General features: G+C 57.1%; 29 protein-coding genes. All 29 read left to right on the top strand.

Annotated features, from left to right (window positions below; translation table 11 throughout):
* The first annotated feature begins 155 nt into the window (after window positions 1-155).
* The 29 genes from ACQE3D_RS12445 (at window position 156) to ACQE3D_RS12585 (ending at window position 22552) form a co-directional block, all read left to right on the top strand.
* Complete coding sequence (locus ACQE3D_RS12445; protein ID WP_427500785.1) at window positions 156-830, top strand: KilA-N domain-containing protein; 675 nt, start codon at window positions 156-158, stop codon at window positions 828-830.
* Complete coding sequence (locus tag ACQE3D_RS12450) at window positions 827-1054, top strand: hypothetical protein (protein ID WP_427500786.1); 228 nt, start codon at window positions 827-829, stop codon at window positions 1052-1054. Before ACQE3D_RS12445 ends, ACQE3D_RS12450 begins: the two co-directional genes overlap by 4 nt.
* A 40-nt stretch (window positions 1055-1094) precedes the next feature.
* A complete protein-coding gene (locus tag ACQE3D_RS12455) occupies window positions 1095-1658 on the top strand; it encodes a lysozyme (protein ID WP_427550921.1) in 564 nt (187 codons plus the stop codon).
* A complete protein-coding gene (locus tag ACQE3D_RS12460) occupies window positions 1658-1924 on the top strand; it encodes a hypothetical protein (protein WP_427550922.1) in 267 nt (88 codons plus the stop codon). Before ACQE3D_RS12455 ends, ACQE3D_RS12460 begins: the two co-directional genes overlap by 1 nt.
* A complete protein-coding gene (locus ACQE3D_RS12465; RefSeq protein WP_427500789.1) occupies window positions 1921-2490 on the top strand; it encodes a hypothetical protein in 570 nt (189 codons plus the stop codon). The genes ACQE3D_RS12460 and ACQE3D_RS12465 overlap by 4 nt, the downstream gene beginning before the upstream one ends.
* 57 nt (window positions 2491-2547) lie before the next feature.
* Window positions 2548-2904 carry a hypothetical protein gene (locus ACQE3D_RS12470; protein ID WP_427500790.1) on the top strand — a complete coding sequence of 119 codons (357 nt, stop codon included), beginning with the start codon at window positions 2548-2550 and terminating at the stop codon, window positions 2902-2904.
* The gene (locus ACQE3D_RS12475) at window positions 2904-3176 is read left to right on the top strand and encodes a hypothetical protein (RefSeq protein WP_427500791.1); all 273 of its coding nucleotides are present in this window, start codon (window positions 2904-2906) and stop codon (window positions 3174-3176) included. The genes ACQE3D_RS12470 and ACQE3D_RS12475 overlap by 1 nt, the downstream gene beginning before the upstream one ends.
* 2 nt (window positions 3177-3178) lie before the next feature.
* Window positions 3179-3475, top strand: a complete 297-nt coding sequence (locus ACQE3D_RS12480) for a hypothetical protein (protein WP_168027991.1) — start codon at window positions 3179-3181, stop codon at window positions 3473-3475.
* A gap of 14 nt (window positions 3476-3489) precedes the next feature.
* Complete coding sequence (locus ACQE3D_RS12485) at window positions 3490-4044, top strand: phage protein Gp27 family protein (RefSeq protein ID WP_168027989.1); 555 nt, start codon at window positions 3490-3492, stop codon at window positions 4042-4044.
* Window positions 4041-4172 carry a hypothetical protein gene (locus ACQE3D_RS12490; protein WP_427500792.1) on the top strand — a complete coding sequence of 44 codons (132 nt, stop codon included), beginning with the start codon at window positions 4041-4043 and terminating at the stop codon, window positions 4170-4172. Before ACQE3D_RS12485 ends, ACQE3D_RS12490 begins: the two co-directional genes overlap by 4 nt.
* The gene (locus ACQE3D_RS12495; protein WP_427500793.1) at window positions 4165-5565 is read left to right on the top strand and encodes a terminase large subunit domain-containing protein; all 1401 of its coding nucleotides are present in this window, start codon (window positions 4165-4167) and stop codon (window positions 5563-5565) included. The genes ACQE3D_RS12490 and ACQE3D_RS12495 overlap by 8 nt, the downstream gene beginning before the upstream one ends.
* The gene (locus tag ACQE3D_RS12500) at window positions 5556-6887 is read left to right on the top strand and encodes a hypothetical protein (protein WP_427500794.1); all 1332 of its coding nucleotides are present in this window, start codon (window positions 5556-5558) and stop codon (window positions 6885-6887) included. The genes ACQE3D_RS12495 and ACQE3D_RS12500 overlap by 10 nt, the downstream gene beginning before the upstream one ends.
* 145 nt (window positions 6888-7032) lie before the next feature.
* Complete coding sequence (locus ACQE3D_RS12505) at window positions 7033-7317, top strand: hypothetical protein (protein ID WP_427500795.1); 285 nt, start codon at window positions 7033-7035, stop codon at window positions 7315-7317.
* A 157-nt stretch (window positions 7318-7474) separates the two neighbouring features.
* Window positions 7475-7684 carry a hypothetical protein gene (locus ACQE3D_RS12510; RefSeq protein ID WP_427500796.1) on the top strand — a complete coding sequence of 70 codons (210 nt, stop codon included), beginning with the start codon at window positions 7475-7477 and terminating at the stop codon, window positions 7682-7684.
* Window positions 7685-7745: 61 nt separating this feature from the next.
* Window positions 7746-8882 (top strand): hypothetical protein, encoded by a 1137-nt coding sequence (locus tag ACQE3D_RS12515; protein ID WP_427500797.1) that lies wholly within the window; start codon window positions 7746-7748, stop codon window positions 8880-8882.
* 266 nt (window positions 8883-9148) lie between these two features.
* Window positions 9149-9757: a hypothetical protein gene (locus tag ACQE3D_RS12520; protein ID WP_427500798.1), complete on the top strand. Its 609-nt coding sequence runs from the start codon at window positions 9149-9151 to the stop codon at window positions 9755-9757.
* Between the two features lie 4 nt (window positions 9758-9761).
* Window positions 9762-10898 (top strand): P22 phage major capsid protein family protein, encoded by a 1137-nt coding sequence (locus ACQE3D_RS12525; protein WP_427500799.1) that lies wholly within the window; start codon window positions 9762-9764, stop codon window positions 10896-10898.
* Window positions 10899-10904: 6 nt separating this feature from the next.
* Window positions 10905-11330 carry a hypothetical protein gene (locus ACQE3D_RS12530; RefSeq protein WP_427550923.1) on the top strand — a complete coding sequence of 142 codons (426 nt, stop codon included), beginning with the start codon at window positions 10905-10907 and terminating at the stop codon, window positions 11328-11330.
* Between the two features lie 5 nt (window positions 11331-11335).
* A complete protein-coding gene (locus ACQE3D_RS12535; protein WP_427500801.1) occupies window positions 11336-11797 on the top strand; it encodes a hypothetical protein in 462 nt (153 codons plus the stop codon).
* Complete coding sequence (locus tag ACQE3D_RS12540) at window positions 11797-12138, top strand: hypothetical protein (protein WP_427550925.1); 342 nt, start codon at window positions 11797-11799, stop codon at window positions 12136-12138. The genes ACQE3D_RS12535 and ACQE3D_RS12540 overlap by 1 nt, the downstream gene beginning before the upstream one ends.
* A complete protein-coding gene (locus ACQE3D_RS12545) occupies window positions 12138-13754 on the top strand; it encodes a hypothetical protein (RefSeq protein ID WP_427500803.1) in 1617 nt (538 codons plus the stop codon). Before ACQE3D_RS12540 ends, ACQE3D_RS12545 begins: the two co-directional genes overlap by 1 nt.
* Entirely contained in the window at window positions 13747-13998 is a 252-nt protein-coding gene (locus ACQE3D_RS12550) for a hypothetical protein (protein ID WP_427500804.1), read from the top strand. The genes ACQE3D_RS12545 and ACQE3D_RS12550 overlap by 8 nt, the downstream gene beginning before the upstream one ends.
* A gap of 73 nt (window positions 13999-14071) precedes the next feature.
* Window positions 14072-14497 carry a hypothetical protein gene (locus ACQE3D_RS12555; RefSeq protein ID WP_427500805.1) on the top strand — a complete coding sequence of 142 codons (426 nt, stop codon included), beginning with the start codon at window positions 14072-14074 and terminating at the stop codon, window positions 14495-14497.
* Between the two features lie 15 nt (window positions 14498-14512).
* Window positions 14513-14710 carry a hypothetical protein gene (locus tag ACQE3D_RS12560; RefSeq protein ID WP_427500806.1) on the top strand — a complete coding sequence of 66 codons (198 nt, stop codon included), beginning with the start codon at window positions 14513-14515 and terminating at the stop codon, window positions 14708-14710.
* Window positions 14700-15860 (top strand): hypothetical protein, encoded by a 1161-nt coding sequence (locus ACQE3D_RS12565; RefSeq protein ID WP_427500807.1) that lies wholly within the window; start codon window positions 14700-14702, stop codon window positions 15858-15860. Before ACQE3D_RS12560 ends, ACQE3D_RS12565 begins: the two co-directional genes overlap by 11 nt.
* A gap of 8 nt (window positions 15861-15868) precedes the next feature.
* Window positions 15869-16237: a phage tail assembly chaperone gene (locus ACQE3D_RS12570; protein WP_427500808.1), complete on the top strand. Its 369-nt coding sequence runs from the start codon at window positions 15869-15871 to the stop codon at window positions 16235-16237.
* An 89-nt stretch (window positions 16238-16326) separates the two neighbouring features.
* A complete protein-coding gene (locus ACQE3D_RS12575; RefSeq protein ID WP_427501655.1) occupies window positions 16327-16575 on the top strand; it encodes a DUF1799 domain-containing protein in 249 nt (82 codons plus the stop codon).
* On the top strand, window positions 16572-21035 hold the full coding sequence (locus ACQE3D_RS12580; protein ID WP_427500809.1) for a tape measure protein: 4464 nt from the start codon (window positions 16572-16574) through the stop codon (window positions 21033-21035). Before ACQE3D_RS12575 ends, ACQE3D_RS12580 begins: the two co-directional genes overlap by 4 nt.
* Window positions 21032-22552: a hypothetical protein gene (locus ACQE3D_RS12585; RefSeq protein ID WP_427550926.1), complete on the top strand. Its 1521-nt coding sequence runs from the start codon at window positions 21032-21034 to the stop codon at window positions 22550-22552. Before ACQE3D_RS12580 ends, ACQE3D_RS12585 begins: the two co-directional genes overlap by 4 nt.
* Window position 22553 lies beyond the last annotated feature (1 nt).

Genomic DNA, 22553 nt, shown 5'->3' on the forward strand with positions numbered 1-22553 from the left:
TTATGTGCATCGCTTCAGCTCATCATTATGTCGGGCTGGGCAGGCCGCCGCAAGGCGGGCCGGTTCTCGTGTATCCCGGTAGACCAACCTGTTCAGTCCGGCGCCCATGATTGGTCTCATGTAGCCGGGTAATCCATCTTTACACGAGAAACATCATGAACACACTATCTATCGTAATTTCCGACACCCCCATTCGCCAAGACTCAGCCGGTCGTTACTGCCTGAATGACTTGCATAAAGCCGCTGGCGGTGAAAATAAACATAGGCCAAGTCTTTGGCTTAAAAACCAGCAAGCTCAAGAGTTAATCGACGAAATTTCCAAAGCAGGAATTCCTGCTCTGGAACAAAATCAATCACTTAAAGTTATAAATGGCGGTAATCAGCAAGGCGTTTATGTTGCTAAAGAGTTAGTTTACGCTTACGCCATGTGGATCAGCCCCAAGTTTCACTTGCAGGTGATCCGGGCTTACGATGCTTTAGTGGCCGCGCCGATCCAGTCCAAGCCCTTCCATCTGGATAAGCCGATATCGCTTTCTCAGTTTGCCGAATACCACGAGGCCATCAACGCCGCCAAGGCCGACTTGAAAAGTGCGACAGTGTTTATCACCGGTGAAGAATGCGCGTCGCTGGGGCTGCATAACGTGCTGGCTGGTGCCAAACGGCGTCAGGAAGAGCAATTTAGAGTGATGGATGTTATTATCCAAATGGAATTGGAAGGTAAGCCACGGCATGAAATCGTTCAGGCTACAGGGAAAACCTTCAACAATGTGCGTCAAGTAATCTGGCAAGCCCGCCGTGATGGTTTATTGCCAAAAGAGGGGCAAGCATGACCGCCGCCCACGATGCCCTGGACCAAATCGACCGCATTGCCTGTTGTATTGAGGCCGTGGGCGACTTGCTGATACCGGAAACAGACCTGCACGTGGTCAACCGCGAGAAGCAAGCTATGCTGCTGGCCTATTTGGCCGAAGAGCTGATCCGCGCCAAGGCGCAGCTTGATCTATCGTTACAGTCTCAACAGCCGAAGGCGAAACCCTTCGCATCCATTCGCTGACCGTTAGTCCGTAGACTCTCCCGCAACTGCTGGAGAGTCTATGCACACCGATAACCCCCACGACGCAAGCCCGGCCGCCTTCGAGATCATCACTCGCAACGGCCACGATTCGCTTAATCTGCAAGCCTACCTGTGCCCGGCCAATCGCCTGACGATCGGCTACGGTCACGTGCTGCTGCCAAAAGCCGATTGGCATTTGTTCACCAACTGCGATGTTTCTCGGTTGATGCGCTTGATTCGCGAATGCCAGCAACGCGGCAAAGTCGTTGAAGAAGCGCGGACCTTGCTGCACATCAACCCTAGCCAAGCCCAAGACTTATTGACGCGCGACGTGGCGCAAACCGCGTTGTTTTTGTGGTCGGTGACTAGCGTTTTACTGAATCAAAACCAGTTCGATGCGCTGGTCTCGCTGATTTTCAATATCGGCCAAGGCCAATACGCGCAATCGACCTTGCGCAAAAAGCTGGAAGCCGGCGACTTGGCCGGGGCAGCCGCCGAGTTCGATCGCTGGGTGAAAGGCAGCGTGGACGGGGTTAAACAAATCCTGCCGGGCTTGGTGTCTCGCCGCGCGGCCGAGCGGGCCTTGTTCGAGGCGGTGGCGTGATGGATTGGCTGAATCGGCGCCGGCAAGGCGAATTGAAAGTGAACGTGGTGACGTTGTTGCTGGCCACTGACGAATTGCGAGACGCGGTGGGTTATCAACGCCTGAAAAACCATCGATTTCCCTGCACAAAAAACCGCTTTGCATTGGCCGAGTTACGCGGCCGGTTGGCGCATATCAAAGCCGCCGGCCGCGCGGCCACCTTCGAGCTACTTAATAGCGGCATCTCTCACCGCGAGTTTATGCGCTTTGTCCGGAGTCTGCCGTGAGGTCGAGTCTGCTGGCGGTGTTATTTGCCGCCGCCCTGTTTTTCTTGCAATGGGGCTTGCGTGCCCGGTTGCGGGGAAATTACCCCGGCCGGCTGGCTCTGTTGATGAGCACGTCGGACGGCCACACTTGTTATGTTTTGGATACACAACCCATGAAAAAACTGAGTACCGCCATTGCTTATTTCATTGTGTCGCTGGTCGGCTTAACCGTCGAGGGCGTACAAGCCTCTGTAGACGGCGTGTTTACGCTGGAATCGACCGATCCTGGCGTGTTGTCTGTCACGCCGCTGCCAAACGGTCAATTTCGGGTGGACGTGGTCGGCGTCGGCAGCGCCAGCCTGGTCGCCGGCGCCGATGCGGATTTGTCCGATTCGGTCAAGCGCATCGAGCAGGGTTTCGAGTTCTTGATTTACAACGAAACCGAGCAAGCCGATCACATCGATTTGACCATTCTCGAGTTTTATCCTCGCGAGACCGTAGCCGCCGATGCGGCCGCCAGCGCGGAAAGCGCTGTCGACGCTGTCGAAGAAAGCGCCGCAAGCACCGGCGAGGAAACCACCGTTTAACCCGTGGTGAGCAACTGGCCGGCGGCGACGCCGGCCTTTTTTTGGCAAGGAGAATCGATGAGCTATCAGGACGCGAAATTTTGGTTTGATGTGATTCAAACTTTGCTGATCCTAGTCGTCGGGATCATGAACTGGCTGAACAATCGGCAGCGAGTAACGACGGCTACGATCAGCAAACTGGAAAACGATATCGACGACCGGCTGGACGACCACGCCGAGCGCGTCACGCGGCTTGAAGAGCGAGTGAGCAATGCGCCAAACCACGAAGACTTGGCCGAGATTTACCGGGAAATGCGGACGATGAGTAAGTCGCTATCGGACATGAACGCCGCGCTGGCCGCGCAAACCGCCACTTTAGAAGCCGTGCGTCAGCAAGTGGCACGGATGGATACTTTTTTTCGCGGGCAGCCGTGATGCCGGTCCACGTTGCTCCGCTGATGCTGCACGCGCGCGGCTACGTCAATGGCGTGGATGTGGATCGGGCCTTGTGCGACATGCGCGAGCCGTATCTGTATCACATCGTGGTTTTGGTCAACGATCTAGGCGTGGCAAGGCTGGAAGGCCTGGACGGCACGATCAGCCACGCCGACCGGCGCGAATTGGCCGGCAAACTGAAGGCCCACGGCGTGCGCCGGGTTGAATGGCGCCATCGCGGCATTGAAAAACACTTGAATTTGGTAGCGTAGCCATGAATTACAACGAGAAAATGACCGAACACCGCCGCTTGGCCATCCTTGAGTTACTGGCCGGTGCCTATACCTACACCCTTCACGAAGTCGATTTGAAAAACGCCTTGGCGCAACGCGCCCAAGCCGTCGGTACCGACGTGCTCCGCGCCGATCTGGCTTGGCTGAACGAACAAGGCTTGGTCCGTGCCGAGCAGCCCGGCGGCGTGTGGATGGCGACATTGACCGCCAGGGGCGGCGATGTTCGGCAGGGGTTGAGCACGGTGCCTGGCGTGGCCCGGCCGGAACCCGGTCGCTGAGCGGAGCCGAAGCGATGCCTCCCCGCAGCCCCATCGACACCCTGCCCGACGCGGTATTGACAGAGCTAAATCAACGCCTGGTCGAAAACGGCTTTGCCGGTTACGTGGCGCTGGCCGACTGGCTGACCGAACAGGGTTACCAAATCAGCAAATCCGCCGTACATCGGCACGGCTCCGCGTTGCAGGCCAGCATGGAGAAATCCATTAATCGGGCGCGGGAACGAATGGAGATTGCGAAGGCCATGGGCGGCATGAGCAACGAGGACAAGGCCGCATTGCTGGAAGCCAGCGAGATGGTCGCCATCGATCAGTTAATGGACGTGCTGGAAGGCATGCAAGGTTGGGAATTGGAAGATAAAGCCATTGTGATTCCCAAACTGGCTAGGGCGATATCGACCGTCGGGCGTGGTGCCGTAGGGTCTGCTCAGTGGCGTAAAGACTTCGAGGCCGAAGCGCAACGCAAAGCCCGCGAGGAAGCCGCACAAGCGGCGGTCGCCGTCGCCAAAGCCGAAGGCGTCTCGGAAGCCGGCCGCGAGCGGATTCGGGAAATGCTGGGGATGGTGGCGTGAAGCTAGAAGAATCAACAATCAGCAAGGCGATTGATGTGCTGTTTTATAGCTTTATTGCCGGATTTGGCTTTTCGCTTGGCGTTTCTATGTTCGTTATTTTAGTTAAGAAGCTTTCCGAGCATGGCTAACGCCCGCATCATCCCCGCCAACCCCGACGGAATCTTTCTGCCGTTTCAAGAGCAGTGGATCAAAGACGATTCGCGCCTGAAGTTGATGGAGAAATCCCGCCAAATCGGTATCAGTTGGTCCACGGCTTACAAAGCCGACGAACGCACCGCGATGGCCGGCCAGCGTTGGGATCAATGGGTATCGAGCCGAGACGACATTCAAGCGCGTTTATTCCTTGAAGACTGCAAGCTGTTCGCGCAAATCCTGCAAATTGCCGCCCAAGACCTGGGCGAGCGGGTGATTGATGAGAAAACGAAACTTACCGCTTACGTTTTGGAATTTGCGTCCGGACGCCGGATCCATTCGATGTCATCAAATCCGGATGCGCAAGCGGGCAAACGCGGCGGCCGTATCTTGGATGAGTTTGCATTACATCCCGATCCGCGCAAGTTGTGGTCAATTGCTTATCCTGGTATCACCTGGGGCGGGTCGATGGAGATCATTTCCACCCATCGCGGTAGCCACAACTTTTTCAATCAGTTAATCCGCGAAGTCCGCGAGCACAACAACCCCAAGAACATCAGCCTGCACCGCGTCACCTTGCAAGACGCGTTGGAACAAGGCTTTCTGTGGAAGCTGCAAAAGGCATTGCCGAAAGATCATGAAGTGCAGGCCATGGACGAAGCGGCCTATTTTGATTTCATCAAGTCCGGTTGCGCCGACGAGGAATCGTTTCTGCAGGAATACATGTGCCAGCCGGCCGACGATGACGCGGCGTTTCTGGAATACGACTTGATTGCGAGTTGTGAATATCCAGCCGGCGAAGAGTGGGCCTTCGACTTCGCTCAGGCACCGGGACGTTCCCTGAGCGGAGCCGAAGGGAAAGGCCAACTGTTTGCAGGCCTGGACATTGGCCGCAAGAAAGATTTGACCGTGCTGTGGCTGCTGGAAAAGCTCGGCGATGTGCTTTACACCCGCGCCGTGATCGAGTTGCGCAACATGCCTAAGCCGGATCAAGAAAAGGTGATTTGGCCGATTCTGGCGCTGATCGACCGCGCCTGCTTCGATAATACCGGCCTTGGTATCGGCTGGACCGACGACGCGCAAAAAGCCTTTGGCCAATACCGGATCGAAGGCGTGACCTTCACCGGCGCCACCAAAGAGGCGCTGGCCTACCCCGTGCGCGGCGCGATGGAAGACAAAAAGCTGCGCATCCCCTACAAACCCGAAATCCGCGCCGATCTGCGGGCCGTCACCAAGGTGACGACCGCCGCCGGCAACATCCGCTTTACCGCCGAACGCTCCGAAAACGGCCACGCCGATAGATTCTGGGCGCTGGCGCTGGCCGTGCATGCCGCCCAAACCGGCAGAGACGGCGATGTTTATAAACCGATGAGGCTGAAATGGCTGTAACTAACCACGTCTTCGATAGGACTTCCGATGCGTTTTTGCTGGATAGCTACAGCGGCACCGGCGGGTATTTATACGGCTATTATCTGGTTAGGCACGTCCGCGAGTCCGACGATAAATACGATCGCCGCAAACAGCTGGCGGTTTATCCCAATTTTTGCCGGAAGATTGTCGATGTGTTCATGGGTTTTTTGTGGCGAAAAGACGTGTATCGCGAGACCACTGACCTTTACAGCGAATTCATGAAAAACGCCGACGGCGCGGGAACCAAGCTGGATTCGTTGTTATTTACGTATCAACGGCTGGCAATGATTCTCGGCACGGTGTACGTGATCGTGGACAAGCCGGAAACGCAAGGGCAAACTCGGGCGGACCAAGCGCTACCTTATTTAGCGCTGCGGTTGCCGGGGCAATTAGCCGATGAAAGCAAGGATGGGGCTGGCGCATGGACTTCCGTGACGTTTTCGGAGGTCTATGAGGGCGAAACGGTTTACCGCACCTATTCTCGTTCCGGGTGGGTGCTGAGCAAAAAGCCGAACGGCAGCGATATCATTAAACAGGGTCAGCATTCGCTCGGACGAGTGCCGGTCGTCCGTTTGCACATTAGTAAACCACTGAATCCGACCGAATGCCGCAGTCTAAGCTGGTTTCACGATCTGGCCGGACTGAATTGGAGCTTGTTCAATCTCGATTCAGAGCAGCGGGAGCTGTTTCGGCAACAGACGTTCGCTGTCCTCGCGTTGCCGGTCACGGACGATGCGGAGCGGGAAAAATTGAAAGACTTGACGATCGGTACCGAGAACGCACTCACATACAACCCGACCGGCGGCGGCAAGCCGGAATTTATCGCGCCACCGCCTGATCCCATTCAGTTATACGCGGAAAAAATGGTTGCTTTGGTGACGGATATTTATCGGGTCGCCAATCTTGAGTTTGTTGGCGGCGTACAGCAAAGCGGCGTGGCGCTGTCATTTCACTTTCAAGAGTGCAACTCAAGCCTCGCTGGGATGGCCGAGATGTGCGAAGTGGCGGAAAACGACATTGCCGACTTAGTGTATTTGTGGCAAGGCCAATCATTCGACGGCACGATTAGCTACCCCGACGATTTTAACTTGACTGATCTAGCCGCTGAGATGTCCACCGCGATGGATGCTCTCACGATGCAGTTAGGCGCCGAATTCGATAAGGCGTTGAAAAAGCGCGTTGCTCGACAGATTCTGAGCGACGAGGTCGCCCCTAATGCCATGACGGCGATCGATAAAGAGATCGACGCTCAAGGCGACACACACGGCGACCGGATTGCGCGGCAAGCGGGGATGGCGTGACACACCGTTGGCGTTGGCGAAAATACTTACCAGATCGTTTTGGCCAAGCGTGCCGTGTGGTGACGACCGGCACGATGAATTCGGCTTTGATCGAGTTCGAAGACGGCTATCGCGTGGTTTCTAGTCGCTATGCGGTGCGTAAATTGTGACTGTCATCGACTTCAACCAAGCCAAACTAGACCGTACCCCGCACCGTAGCGGCGCCGCGCGCTGTCTTGGCTGCGGGCACGAATGGACCGCGATTGCGCCGGCCGGCGAAACCCGGCTGGAATGCCCGGAATGCCAGACCGACAAAGGCATTTTTCAAGGCCTTTGCTATCCGCAAGACGGCACTATTTGGCGCTGTAATTGTGGAAATGAGTTATTTCTGATCACGCCGAACGGCGAGCTGTGTCCGGCCTGCGGGATGTATGTGGACGGGTTGCCATGAGCATTGCCGTGGGAAATTACCGGATCGGTTTGCTTTTTCGCCCATCAAGTTTCTGGATTGGCGTGCATTGGTCGCCGTTCAATCGCCGGTATTGCATCAACCTGGTGCCGTGCGTAACGCTTTGGATCGCGCTGCCGGGTGGGAAATCGGTTTAGAGATGACGACGTTGAATGAGGTATCCATCCCGGACCTGGCGCCGATCGAAACCGCCGCGGGCTGGCGTTGCCCTTATTGCGGCCAGTTCTTTGCCGCCAAGGTCGGCGTGCGGGCGGTGCATATTGGCATTCACGTGGCCAGCTGCGTGCCGTTGACGCTGGAACAAGCCGAAGCCGTGTTGGATTGGGCGGCGAGCGCCGGAAAGCGATGATTGTTTCATGTTTGGCGCTCCTCCCGGGCGATATCGCCGGTGATTGTTTCCAGAAAATAGCATGACCGACTACCCCGCCCTGTATCGCCGCCTTGCCCGTGAAATCCTGGCGGTCGAGGCGAATTTGACGGCTGATACGGCGGCCTTCGCCGCCGCGCTGATCGCTCAATTGCGGCGCGACGGTTATACCTTGAGCCAAGAAGCCGCCGATCAGCTCAGTCAATACGGGGCGAGCATGCAAGCGGCGATAACCGCCGCGATCGCCAAAAGCGCCGCCATCGGCGCCGGTGACGGCCTGCAGTCGCCGATAGTGCAGCGGATCGCCGCCGAATCGTTTACCCATCAATGGCCGAACGGTTTGACCTTGTCCGACAGCCTGTGGCATTGGGAAACCGGCACTCGCCGGGGCGTCAGCGAGGTGCTGCAAGCCGGCATTCAGGCCGGCCGGGCCGTGGATGGTGTGGTGATGGACATGCAACGGACTATCGAACGCGGCACCGGTCGGCGGTTTAAGATCGTCAGCGAGCATGCTGACGACTGGGTGAAATCGCTGTATGAGGCCGGCCGGGCCTTGATTCACGACCCATCGGCCAAAGCCGAATGGGATGCCGTGGTCGCCGACGCGCGCGGGATTATCGAAAGTCTCGCGGAAACCGGCAGCCGCCGCGCGGCGGAGCGCGTGTTCGATCAGCTGACCAAAGCGGTCGGGGCCGGCAAAGAAGCGGCGATGGACAAGGCGGTCAAGTGGTGGACCTACGACAAACAGCTGTACAATCTCAAGCGCATCGCCCGCACCGAGATGGCCAACGCCGGCCACCGCGCGGTAATCGAGAGCACGATCCACGACGAGACCATCCTGGGATACGAGTGGCGCTTGTCGTCCACCCATCCCGTCACCGATATTTGCGATTATTACGCTAGTATCGACATGGGCCTGGGCAAGGGCATTTTTACAAAACAGGCCGTGCCGCGCAGCAAAGCCCACCCGCATTGTATGTGCCTGCTAATTCCGCGCGTGACGCCCAATCTGGCCGCCGGCTCGAAGACCTACGGCGACTGGCTGGGTAAATTGCCGGCCAAACAGCGCGACGATGTGTTGCCGGCCTGGGCTTCCGCCGCTTTGAAAAAAGGCGTGGCCGTGGATAAATTGGTGCGGGCCGACGGCATGGGCCTGGTGCGCGAATCCGAGGTGATTTGATGGCTAATCCTGCTGAGCCAAAAAAAACGCCGTGAAGCGGCGCGGAGACCCCAGGGCGCGGCATTGGTATAGCTTGGTGTTGCCGACCCCCGTTAACCCCCTGTTAAATTCGCTGTAATCGCCGCCAAGCAATAATCTGGTAGGATAAATAGACAGATCACCGGCTACGCCGGCCAGAATTCCCCGCGAAACCCTTCGCATTCTGTTTATCACGTCCCGCCGCTAACCTGTCCCGGAATTCAATTCCACCCCAACAGGTTACGAGCATGTTCAAACTCAAATCCTTATTTTTGTCTGAGGCCGGAGAAGGCGGCGCGGGTGCTGGCGGTTCCGCCGCTGCCGCCGCGCCCACGGCCGCCGAAATTCAGGCGCAAATCGATGCCGGCGTGCAAGCTGGCATCACCAAATTCCAAACCGATTTTTCCGCCGAGTTCGAAAAAACCACCGGCCACAAAGACCTGAAAGAATTCGCCGAGGCCCAGCTTGCGGCGCAAGGCAAATTGCAGGAACTGGCCGATGCGCGCGGCAAAGAATCCGAGGGCTGGAAATCCAGGTACGAAGCCGCCGCGATCAGCACCGCGATTCTGAGCGCCGCCGCCGACGCGGTAGACCCTGCGACGGTAAAAGACCTGCTGGCCGGTAAGGCCAAAGTCGATGACGCCGGCAACGTGACCATCGACGGCAGGCCTGTCGCCGATGCGGTCAAAGCGCTGCTGGAAGCCAAACCGTTCTTGGCTAAGGCCCAAGGCGGCACCGGTTCCGGCGCACCAGCCAACGGCAACAATCTACAAACCAAAACCCGCGCCCAGTTCGCGGCCCTCAGCCCCGCCGAGCAAGCCGATTTTTGCAAGGCCGGCGGCAAAGTGACGGAGTAATCGCATGGCTAATACCCTTACCAATTTAATTCCCGATTTGTTCGCCGCGCTGGATACCGTCAGCCGCGAGCAGATCGGTTTTATCCCCGCTGTGACGTTGGACGCGAGCGCGTCGCGCGCGGCACTGAATCAAACCGTACGCTCGGCGATTGCGCCGGCATCGACCGCAAGCGATATCACTCCCGGCGTGACTCCGCCGAATGACGGCGATCAAAGCGTCGGCAATGCGTCGATCACGATCACTAAGGCGCGGCGGGTGCCGGTACGCTGGAACGGCGAAGAGCAATTGGGCGTGAACAGCGGCCAGGGTTATCTGTCGATCCGCGCCAACCAATTCGCGCAAGCGATGCGGACCTTGTGTAACGAAGTCGAGGCCGATATCGCCGCGCTGTATAAAACCACCGCGCGCGCCTACGGCACCGCCGGCACCACGCCGTTTGCGACGGCCGGCGATTATTCCGACGCCGCTTTTGTGCGGCAAATCTTGGTGGATAACGGCGCGCCGATCAGCGATTTACAACTGGTGATCAATACCACCGCCGGCGCAACCTTTAGAGGCAAGCAGTCGCAAGCGCAAATGGCCGGCGACGTGTCGATGCAACGGCAAGGCGTGTTGTTGGATTTGCATGGGATGTCGGTCCGCGAGTCGGCGCAAGTCAAGAATCACACCAAGGGCACCGGCGCCAGCTATCAAAGCAACTTCGCCAGTGGTTACGCGATCGGCGCCACGGCTCTGGCGGTCGATACCGGCACGGGTACCGTCCTGGCCGGCGACATCTTGACGTTTACCGGCGACAGCAACAAATACGTCAACGCGACCGCGTTGAGCGGTGGCTCGTTGACGATCGGCGCGCCGGGCTTGCGAACCACGCTGGCGGATAATATCGCGATGACGGTCGGCAACAACTACGCGGCCAATATGGCCTTCGCCCGTTCCGCGATTGTGCTGGCAACCCGCGCCCCAGCGCTGCCCGAAGAAGGCGATATCGCGACCGACCGGATGACGATCACCGATCCGCGCAGCGGCCTGACGTTTGAAGTCGCGGTTTATCCGCAATACCGCCAAGTGCAGTACGAGATCAGCATCGCTTGGGGTGTAGCCAACGTCAAACCCGAACACTCCGCCATCTTGTTGGGGTAATGCCTGATGGCTAAAAAAACACCGGCGGCCGACGAAGCCGTGACCGAACAAACCGCCGTGAATAGGGAGCCAATGGCGGACAACCCGTCGGCGGCTCCCGCCTTGGCGGAAACCAAAACCCAACCGATAGCCACGGACGGCGCCCCCCCCGTGTCAATGGACGGCGAATTAATGGACGTTACCTCGGCGGAAAAGGACGTTGCGGATGAGCCGGCCGAGGTGTTGGAGGTTGATTCCGATGCGAGCGACAACGAAATCGATGCTCAATCTAAACGAGACGCCAATCCGGAAGTGGTAGCAGTGTTGCTGCCGATGCGCAGGGATGCGCCCCTTCACGAAACCGGCCCGACTACCGCCGACGTGCATTCGGACGAAGTGTCCGCTTGGCTCGCGGCGGGTTGGACTTTGGCCGATCCGGCCAAGAGCGATTAATTGTTATGCACGCGATTTCCGTCGATTTCGGCAACACGCCGTCGGTACTGGCCGCGCTGGCAGACGAAAGCAACGCGCAATTAGTCGTGAATGCCGCCGCCGAGCGGTACGTGCTGGATACGTTGGAATGGATCAGCGCCGGGCACGCGTTTACTTCGCGCACTGGGCAATTGGAGCAATCAATCAATTGGCATCCGGCCAGCGATGGCGGCGCGATGATTTATGCCTCGGCTGAATACGCTGGCTGGGTTGAAGACGGCACCGAGCCGCATGTGATCCGGCCGAAAGACGGCCGCAAAGGGCTGAAAATTCCGGTGGCCGGCGGCCAAGGCTACGTGATTGTCAAACAAGTCAATCACCCCGGCAGCCGGCCGTTTCCTTACTTTTTCGCCGATTTGGACAACCGCCAGGCGCATATGCAGCAAGCCGGTTTATCCGTATTGGCTTCACGTTTAACGGGGCTTTGATGGGCGTTTATCTGGATTTAACCGACCTTAGCGATCCGTCGCTGACGTTTACCGCCGACCACGTCGCCGATGCGGACGTCTATGTGGATGCCGTGCTGGCCGAGCGTGGCATTTATCGATCCGACTTGACGCTGCCAAACGATTTGCTGACTCGGATTGCGATCTATTGGGCCAAGCGCTGCGCGGCGATTGAAGGTGCGATCGGCGACAACTCGCCGCTGATTGCCAAAGCGCGCGAGTACGAGAGCAACGCCAAGCAGCTGGTCGGCACGATCAGCAAAAAAGCGTTGGGGATTACCGATTCGGTTGGGTTTGGTGTAGTGACGTTGGGGAGGGGTTGATGAAGTTATTACCCGCAAATGAGCAGTCCAGCGAGTTGATTCGGGCAGGTGAATCGCTCACAGTGGTCGGCACGGTCATTATTGAGTTGGTGATTGGTGGTGTAAGACAGCCGGCAGTTTCGTTGGTATCCGAGAGTTACGGCCCTGTCGCTCGAGATACGACTGTCATCATTTCCGCGTTGGCCACGGCCGCGCAATACCTAGTTGGCGACGCCGAAGTGGCCGCAATTGTCCGGACGGGTCTGGACGTGCGCACGCAAACAAACGTCATTCTGGCCGCCGTAATTGGTGATTCGAATGCGACGGTTGGCACTTCTACAAGTCCAGATAATCAAGATATTTCGGTGCATACCGCAGCGTTCCCAGCGTCTGGTGCGACCAGTATCGGTATTACGCCGCATAAATTTATTTTGGATATGTTGATGCCCAACGTTCGATTAGTCGGGCATTACGGTGTATCGGGAGCGATGACCAGCGGAGGAACGTCGCCGATTGGGCTGCTTGACCGAGATATACAATCAGCCAGCATCACACGAAGGGCGATCAGCGATTTATTAGCCCAAAAATTGCACGTGATATTTTTGCGCTGTATGAGTATCAACAATTTGCAAAATTTGATTTCATCCAGCTATTGGCTGGATGTCGCTCAAGATACTTTTGAAGATCATGTCAAGATTGTGAGCTTGTTATCGAGCGCAGGCATTCCCATACTCGATCAAATGTACCCCGGCTACGGCGGCCCGTTGGGCGAAGAATACGCATCGTCATCAACGCCGTGGCGCAATGAAATTCGGGCCGCGATGCTCTGGTTAAGTCGGGAAATCCAAGGGTATTTCGCGAATTCCGATCAAGTGTTCGTGCTAAATCCTGACGGCATTACTCGCGACGCGAATACGGGGCGCTACTTATTCAATCGCTCCGGCGATCATCTGCATTTGAACATGATCGGGCAATATGAGAATGCCAAGCGCGCTGAAATGCCAAGGCTTGAGAAATTATTCGGCAAGTCGATGGGAGTTCGTTATCCAGGTGCGAACAAATTCACCAACCCGGTATTTGCAAACCTAGCGACTACTCCGAACTACGGGACTGAATTAGCGACTGGCATCACCATTGGCACAACCGGTTCCGGCGTGACGAGGGCCGGCGCCAAGCGGGAATATCGAGAAGGCAGGCCATACCAGGTATGCGAAGCGGTACTAAGCTCTACGGCGACAGGTGGCTTGACGTTCGATTTCGACATTCCGTTGTTGACGACCGCATTTAATGCGAATGATGTGTTCGGATTCGAATGGCCTTTCTTTTGGGAGCCATTAGACGCACAAGATTATTTGATTTCATCGTTTTCAGGCAAAGTCGATTTAACCAAAAGCGGTGCCGGTCGCTTTGTTCCGAACCGCGATCCGGGCGCAAATAATTACGGTTTATTGACGGGTAATGGAATTGCCGGCGTGCTCACGTTCAACCCCGTACAAATTACGGAAGCCAATACCGCTCTGAGCGTCAGCTTGGTGCGGCACACGGTAACGACAACAGGAACGGTTGGGCGGTGGAAATTCGGGGTTGGCACGCCAAGAATGGTTTCGTTATCCAGCGTGGGAGGTATTTATGTCTAAAGAACCGATGTATCTTGATCAAGCCGCCGAATTTTTAGCGAATTTTGTCGATAAAAGCATTTCGGTAAATTGTCGCGCGTGGACACGGATTAAATTTCCGGATGGGCGAGAAGTGTCTGACGGTCAGGTCATATCGGCTCCGGCTACGATTGTCGCCGATTGGCTGGCAGTGGGTGATGTGACAGTCGATCATTCCGATATCGACTGCGCGTTGTCATGTGGTCAAATACCGATTGTCTATTAGCGAACCCTTTCGCATTAACTCCTAGTTAACCTCTCTTTAAACTAGCTCGCAACATTCCAACGTAGGGGATTTTGTGAGCTTAGTCGCCCTGCTCGCCGCGCGCGAGAAACTACAAAACGATGCCGCGCTGACTGCGTTTTTTCAAACGCGGTATAACAAGCCGGCGCGTCACATTATCGGCTATAAGTCCCCGCAAAACATCAACGATTGCCCGGTCGTTTGTTATGTGCCGGTGCTGTATACCCGCGCCACGCAAGTCGGCGGCTGGCATCAAGAGCGGCCGAGCATTGTCGTTGGACTTCTGGAAGCCGGCCAAGACGGCGACGTATTCGACGGTCCCGCTCAGCTGGCCGAAGTGGAAAACCTGATTTTCGATTGCCTGGAGTCCGGCGCGCTGGGTGCGCGATCGGTGTATCTAGGCGAGGGCCGGTCGGTTGCTTCCAGCATCCGCCATCCAATTTACGAAGCCGAGCTGAAGATGCTGCTCGGCTGGCGCTAACAAGAGGAGCTCGCCATGCAAGACCAATACGCCGGCCAACCCGGCACATTTATAGTCGATCCGGAGGCCGGCATTCGCGTGCCGGCCGAGGATTGGGATATTTATCAGGCCGACAAGGCGGCTTATAACGCCGATCCGGACAAAGCACGGGCGGCGTTTGAGAAGCGGGCGGAGAAGGCGAAAACTAAAGTGGAGGTGAGCGATGCTCAGTAACCGCAAGCGCTATATTCAAGCAGCTCTAGAAACTACCTACGGCACCGACGCGGTGCCGACAGCGACGATTCAATGCGGCGACATCACGATTAAGCCGTTGGCCGGCAACGCCACCGAACGCAAGATCATCCGGCCGGAATTTGGCGGCTTCGGCTCGATCCGGACCGAGAACTACGTCACGCTATCGTTTTCGTGCGAATTCGCCGGCGCCGGCAGCGCTGGCAGTGCGCCGCCTTGGGGTGTGCTGTTGAAAGGCTGCAATTTTTCCGAGACGCTGACCGCGTCGGCGATTACCGGCACGGCCCAAGTCGGCGGCTCGACCACCAGCATCAAGCTAGCCAGCGGTGCCAGTGCGGAGGATGATTTTTATGTTGGCATGACCGTATCGATTACCGGCGGCACCGGCAACGGTCAAAAGGGCGAGATTATTGACTACAACGGCACGACCAAAGTAGCCACCGTTGCCGTGCCGTGGGCAGTGGCGCCGATCGGCGACAGCACTTACAGCATCGGCGCCAATGCGCTGTACATCCCGAATAGTTCGTTCGGCACCGCTGGCAATAGTTCCTTGTCTTTGTATTTTGGGGTCGACGGTGTGCGGCATATCTTGTTGGGTGCGCGCGGCACGGTGAAGCCAAGCGTGTCGGCGAAGAAGCTAACAGAAATGACGTTTGAGTTTACCGGCTTGTTAGGCACGATTGCCGACGTGTCCTCACCAACAACCGATTTTTCGGCGTGGCAAACGCCGCAAACCGTCTCTACGGCAAATACGACGGATATCAATATCCTGGGATTTACCGGCGCGGTGCTAGAGATGTTCGATGTCGATATCAGCAACACCGTCGTCTATCGGCAATTGGTTGGCGCGGAATCCGTGTTGATTACCGACCGTCGAACGAAGGGCTCTATCCAAATCGAAGCGACCACGATCGCGGCGAAGGACTGGTGGACGTTCGCGAAAAACGCTAGTTATGGCCCGATATGCATTAAGCACGGCCAGACGCCGGGTAATATCGTCGGCATTACCGGACCGCATGTGCAATTGGAGAATCCGGATTACGCGGAATCGGATGGTGTTGCAATGCTGAAAGCGGATTTGTCGTTTGTGCCGGTGGCCGGCAACGACGAAATTCGGATTTGTGCTAAGTAGGAGAGACGATGTTCAAACTCAATTTATCCGGCACTTTTCAATATCCGGTCGAGCTGCAAATCGTGGATGAGAAAGGAAAGCCGCAATTGCACAAACTTCGGCTCACATTTAAGCGCTTCAGCCGCGAACAGCTGATCGGTCTCGGCGAATTCGGCAAAGACGACACCCGCACCGGCGATGCGGTGATCGAAGCCGATCTCGATTACTTGCTGCAATTTGTCGATGGCTGGGCGGACGTGACCGACGAAGACGGCCAGCCGCTGGACTTCAGCCGAGATAACCTTCGGGCGCTGCTGAACGCGGTGCCCAACATCCATCACGTCATCCGCGACACGTTCTACGAGGCGATCAACGGCGGGAGCCGCAGAAAAAACTAATCGCCGCCGCCGAACACTGGGCGCGCGGCGGCAAGGGTGGCAAGGATCAACGGGCTAGCGATGCTGAGCTGCTGGGCATCAAGATCGACATCGAGCCGGACCCGGCCGAGGCGGAATTCAGCGTCGAGCCGGAGAATTGGCCGGCGCTGGAGGCTTTTCGGGCATGCGAGACGCAGTGGATCTACGGCAGCATGGGTGGCGTGATCGGCATGAATTATCCGGGGGTGCAGTCTCACCTGCATTTTAACGTCCCGCGCCGCGAACGGGCGGCGATTTTTCGTAGCATACAGATCATGGAGCGGGCGGCGCTGGCCGTGTTTAACGAGTCGAAATCATGAACAGCGGCGAAATCAAATTAGGCATTAAGCTGTCGATGGACGGCGGCAAAGTCGTCGCCGGCGACGTGCGCGTACTCAAATCGGAGATAGAATCGCTAGCCAAAACAGCGGATTCGTCCGCGACCCGGCAGGCGGCCAGTTACGCCAAGATCGATCGCTCACTCGCCAGCATCAACCAAACCCTGGCCGCCGGCAAATCACTGTTGGCCGGCTACTTTTCCGCCAGCGCCGCCGGCACGCTGGCGCGCGATATTCTCAACACTAACCGCAGCATGGAAATGCTCCGCGCGCAACTGACCGCGTTGACCGGTTCAGCGGCGGAATCACAGCGGACGTTTAAATTCATTTCCGATTTTGCGGTTGAAACGCCGTTCGAGATCGACGGGCTGACAAAAGCGTTCATCAATCTGCAAAACATGGGGATCAATCCGACCAGACAAGTGATGGAAGCGGTGACAAACCAGGCCGCCAAGCTTGGTGCCAGTCAAGAAACGCTCATGGCGATTGTGCTACAGCTCGGTCAGGCCTACAGCAAGGGCAAATTGCAGCAAGAAGACATGGCTATCCTGGCCGAGCGCGGCGTGCCGATCTACAAATTGGCCGCCGACGCGCTGCATAAGACCGGTACCGAAATCGCTGACATGTCAGCAAAAGGCGAAATGGGTCGGGATGCGATCGACGCCATCATTCAAAAAATGGGCGAATTGGCAAAAGGCAGTAACGTTGCCGCAATGGATACGTTGAATGGGAAGATTAGCAATCTCTCCGACGCCTGGCATCAATTTGAAGATACCTTGCTTCAGGACCGCAGCGAAGGATTAATTAAGCGTGTGGTCGATGGTTGGTCTGCATCGATCAATCAGGCTCGGCAAATGATGTCGTCCGCAACGGATGATCAGATTGCCAATATCGAGCAGCGTCTCGCCTATCGCAATTTCGGTCTGGTCGGAAAGTTGGTTTACAGCGCGGCATTTAATACCGATGAAGATGTCACTAATCTAAAATCGCTGCGAGCAAAAAAAACCGCAGAAGCCGATGCTCAGCGCGAAGCCGATATACGCAAAAATTCGGCTGCCGAAATTGCAAAAACCGAGCAATGGCTCGACGAGATCGACACAGAAATCACCGAGAACCTGAAGAAGAAGGCGAAAGCCCGCGAGTCGGCGGCAAAGACAGCCGCTAAGGCCTACGCAATCGAGCGCGCCGAAGTCGCAAAGTCCCTAGCCTCTATTCAACAAGAAACCTCGCTGATCGGCCTTTCTGACACCGAACGCGCCCGAGCGATTGAGCTGACCAACGCGTTAGCCAAAGCCAAAGGCGCCGAGCGGGCCGCGATCGAGCAGGCGCTGGCGGTGAAGTGGCAAGAACTCGACGCCGATCAGCGGCGAAATGACATGTGGGCCGAGTCGGTCCGGCAGGCGAATGCCCTCGACGAACTACGCGACAGCGCCGCCGAAGCTCAGCGCCTGGCGCAACTGGCCGAGCAGCTCAAACTGCAAGGCGCGACGAACGAGCAAATCGCGAGGCGTATCGATCTGGAGAAACAATTGCAAAGCGCCCGGGCAGCGGCACCCGACGCCGATCCGGCTACAGTGGCGGCTTACGTCAAGCAACGGTCGGACGCCGAACTGCAATTGTCAAAATTGACCGATGTGAGCACCAAGCATTCGGCGGATTATTTTGAGACGGCCTATAAACGGTCGATTGAGAACGTGCAAGACGCGCTGGGTAAGATGTTCGAATCGGTTTTCGACGGCACCGCGACCGGCAGCTTTCAGGATTTCTTGACCAATATTGCCAGCTCAATCAATAAAGTCTTCGCCCAACAAATGGCGCTGAACTTTCAGCGGATGCTGTCGCAATCGTTTACCAGCGGCGCCGGAGCGGGTTCGAGTGGCGGCGTTGGTGGCTTATTTTCCAGCATGTTCGGTTCCAGCGGTTCAAGCGGCGGCGGGTTTGGCAGCTTCTTTTCCAGCATTTTCAGTTCCGGGCCATTCAGCCAAGGCAACGTTGATCCCTTCGGCGCTAACGAAAATGGCCGCATTGTGTCGCCGGTGCCTGGTTCGGCGTCTTACGGCAGCGGGCCGTGGGCGGTTTCCAGCGCCAACGGTGGCGGTATGGCGTATAGCATGCTGGGATCGTTATTGAGCATGCTGCCCGGCGGCAGTCAATTTCGAATGGCCGGCAGTCGCGGTCGTAACGCGCAACTTGAAACGCTGGTGGGTATCGAAAACCAAGTGTCGAATATGATCGGCAACTTTTTCCCATTCGCTAAATTGATTGCGCCCATTAAGAATATGGCGCTCAACTTGGGCGCGTCGTTATTCAGCGATAGAAAACCCTCGACGCTCGGCCACATGATCGGCCAAGCCGGCGGCCCGTTACAGGATATGCTGTTGACGTTCTTGATGGGTTCGAAGATTCCTGAGCCGACGCAGTGGACAAAAGGCGCCTACTCCGGCGGCAAAATGTCGATCACGAAAAGCGGCCAGGAAGAAGGCGGCGACCCGAAAATCACGAACTCGGTAACGACCGAATTCGGTAAAGTCGTTAAGAGCCTCGGCAGTTCGTTGCGCATGAACATCGGCGATTTCCGGTCGATGTTCTGGAGCCAGCTCACGGAGAAAAACCAGCAACTGACGGCCGGTTATTTATCCGACAACGCCGGCACGTTTTTCCGCCAAACACCTTCCGGCGAGGATAACCTGGCCGGCCTGGCCAACAAAATGGCGCTGTCGGTCGTCAAGCGCAACATCGGCAACCAGGATGATCTGCACTACCGGACCGCGATTCGGGACAGCAAGCGGCTGAAGCAGTTAAATGAAGCCATTGCCGAGATTGACAACATCGGCATCACGCTGGGCGAATACGGTCCGGTGCTGACCCAGCTGAAAGCGTTGAACGCCCAATTCGACGACATGGCCAACACGGCCGCCAAGTATCGGTTTTCAGAGGCGCAGGTCGAAGCCGCTCGCCAACGCGCGATCGACGCATTGAAGAACGACACACTAACGAGTTATCGCAATCTAGCCGGCATGGGCGCGTCGCTGAATGCGCAGCTCGGCAGTCTGGCTGATACGCTGATCGAACTCGAAAGCAACGCGAAAACGTTGAAAATCGCCGAAGCCGATTTGCTGGGGCTGCGCGAGAAAGCCATCGCAAACGCCCGGGCGACCTATCTATCGCCGCTGACCGACGCGACAGCATCGATTGCAGACCAACTAAGCAGCATTACTGGCGTATTGCCGACGCCGGAAGACACCGCTCCGCTGTACGACCTGCTCGCAAAATCGACCGACCCAACCGAGCAAGCAAATTACATTACGCGGATACAGAAAGCGCTGACCCAGCGCTACAACGTTGAGATTGCGGCGATCAACAAAACCCAGACGGCGGTTTATTCATTGCGCGATCTGATCGACGGTCTGAAACTTGGCGATCTCAGCACGTTGACGCCAGAGCAAAAGCTGGCCGAGGCTAAGAGTCAGTACGGCACGACCTTACTAAAAGCCCAGGCCGGCGACCAAACCAGTTTGTCTGCCTTGGCTGGGGATGCCCAGGATTATTTGACCGCTGCAAAGAACTACTTTGCGTCGACCAGCGATTACGCGGCGATCTTCGACAACGTCACGACCAATCTCGAAGCGCTGAGCGTGCAATTCGGCGGCACCACCGATGCAACGACCGCCGCCGAGCAAGCTACCGCCGCTGCGACGGCTTCGGCGAACTCGCTGGCCACGTCGCTGACAGCATTGAAAACCGTAGTGGATGGCCTAGCCGCAACGCGCGGCGCCGCTTACGATCAGCAAGCCGCTACCACTTCGGCGGCGGTCACGGCGGCGCAAACCGGTCCGACGAAAAATCGAGTCGATACGCTGGAGAATCAAAAGCAAGCCAACATCGCCGGCCTGGCAGCGAATGCCAGCAAGGCCGACAAATCGGCGGTGACCCGGGCGAATCAATATATTGATGCGCAGATTAAAGCCTACAATTTCGGCGGCGATACCGAGGCGGATAAAACGGTCAAATATCAATCGCTGACCGACCAAATCGCGGCGGTCAATGCCCAAATTAAAGCGACCAAGGACAAAACGGCCAAAGCCAACCTGGTCGCGCAGCGCGATGGGCTGACGGCTCAACGTAAAGCGCTTGGCGCGGTTAAATACAAATTTAAAGCCGACGGCGGCTGGACCCAAGGGCCAACGATCGTCGGCGAGAACGGCCCGGAGCTGATCAATTTCGCGCACCCCACCATGGTGACGAATAATCGCCAAACTCAAGCCGTCATCGGCGCCGGCAACGATGCGATGATTGCAGAATTACGCAAGCAAACCGAGGAGCTGCAAGCGCTGGTTCGGCTGCAACAAGCCGCGAATGCCGCTTTGCTAGATCAGTTGAAACAATCGAATACCGCATTGGCTGAGACAGCGCGTAAAGCCAGGCTGGAGAGCGCCGCGTGATCTATCTCGCGATTATCGAAGCCTACAATCTAACGATCTCCGCGGTCGAAACGTTGCGCTTTTGCACCGGCCCCGGCTACATCGATGAAGTCGCTGGCGACTACTACGAGCCGCGCATCGAGCAGCCGGCGTCGATGCGGCGCGATATCTTTCAGGACGGCCAGATCGGCGGCGCCGCTTCGGCGAGCTATGGCGAGTTGACGTTGATCAATGCCGACGGCGAGCTGGATTATTTGACCGGCTACGCCTTCGACGGCCGGTCGCTGAATCTGAAAGTCGGCGAGCAAGGCGCGGCTTTCTCGTCGTTTACCACGATTATCTATGCAACGATTCAGCAAGCCGCGTTCGAAGAACTGCGCATCTCGATCCGGCTGCGCGATCGCATCGCCGAACTCGATAAACCGGTGCAGCCCAACCGCTACGGTGGCAGCAATAGTTTGCCGGCCGGTGTCGACGGTACGTCTGAACTGAAAGACGCACCCAAGCCTAAGCTGTTCGGCCGTGTGGCCAACGTCACGCCGTTGTTGGTGAACAGCGCCAGGTTGATTTATCAAGTCAACGACGGCCCGATCGAGAATGTGGTTAACGTATTCGACAAGGGCACGTATTTGGCGCGCGGCAATTCATACGCCGATCAGGCGGACATGGAAGCCAATCCGCCCGCCGCTGGCTATTACCGAGTTTGGCAAGCTGGCGGAATGTTCCGCCTGGGCGGATCGCCGGCCGGTTTAATTACATGCACGGCCTGGGCATCATGGGATATCGCCGATTGCACCGCCGCCCAAATTGCGTATGACTTGGTCATCGGCGCCGGCATTTTGAGCGGGGACACTTACAGCGCCGACCGCACCGCGTTGGACGGCCAGAACGCTGGCAGCATCGGTTTATGGGTCACCGACGGTTTAACGGTCGCCGAGGCGCTGGATCGAGTGTCCGCATCGGTCGGCGCCTGGTGGGGTTTTGACCGGTTGAACCGGTTTCGGATGGCTAGGCTTGACGCCCCCGGCGGCACGTCGGTTGCAACGCTGACCGAACTGGAAATCGTTTCGCTCGAACGGCAAGCGGCAACGGTCAACGGTACTGCGACGCCGGTTTGGCAAGTCACACTCGGGCATGATGTGAATTGGACGGTGCAAACCTCAGATAATCTGGCTGGCATTGTGCCAGACGATCGCCGCGCCTGGCTGGCCGCCGGAAGCCGGCAGGTTAAAGCGAGCGATACGGCGGTGAAAACCAAGCATCCGCTCGCGCAAGAAGTCACTTATGAAACACTACTGGCGGGCGATAACTACGGCGATCCGGAAGCCGCGCGGCGGTTGTCATTGTTGAAAGCGGAGCGAGTGATTCTGACGGCCAAAGTGCAAGTCGATGCGGATTTGCTGTACGTGCTGGACCTCGGCGTGGTCGTCACGGTGCAGTATCCGCGCTACGGCCTGGCTGCCGGTCAGCAATTTAGGATCATCGGCATCGAAACGGATTTCGCTCACGATCAAGTGATTCTGAGTCTGTGGGGTTAAT

It is taken from the genome of Methylomonas sp. MS20 (assembly GCF_050275925.1).
Lineage (GTDB): Bacteria > Pseudomonadota > Gammaproteobacteria > Methylococcales > Methylomonadaceae > Methylomonas > Methylomonas koyamae_A.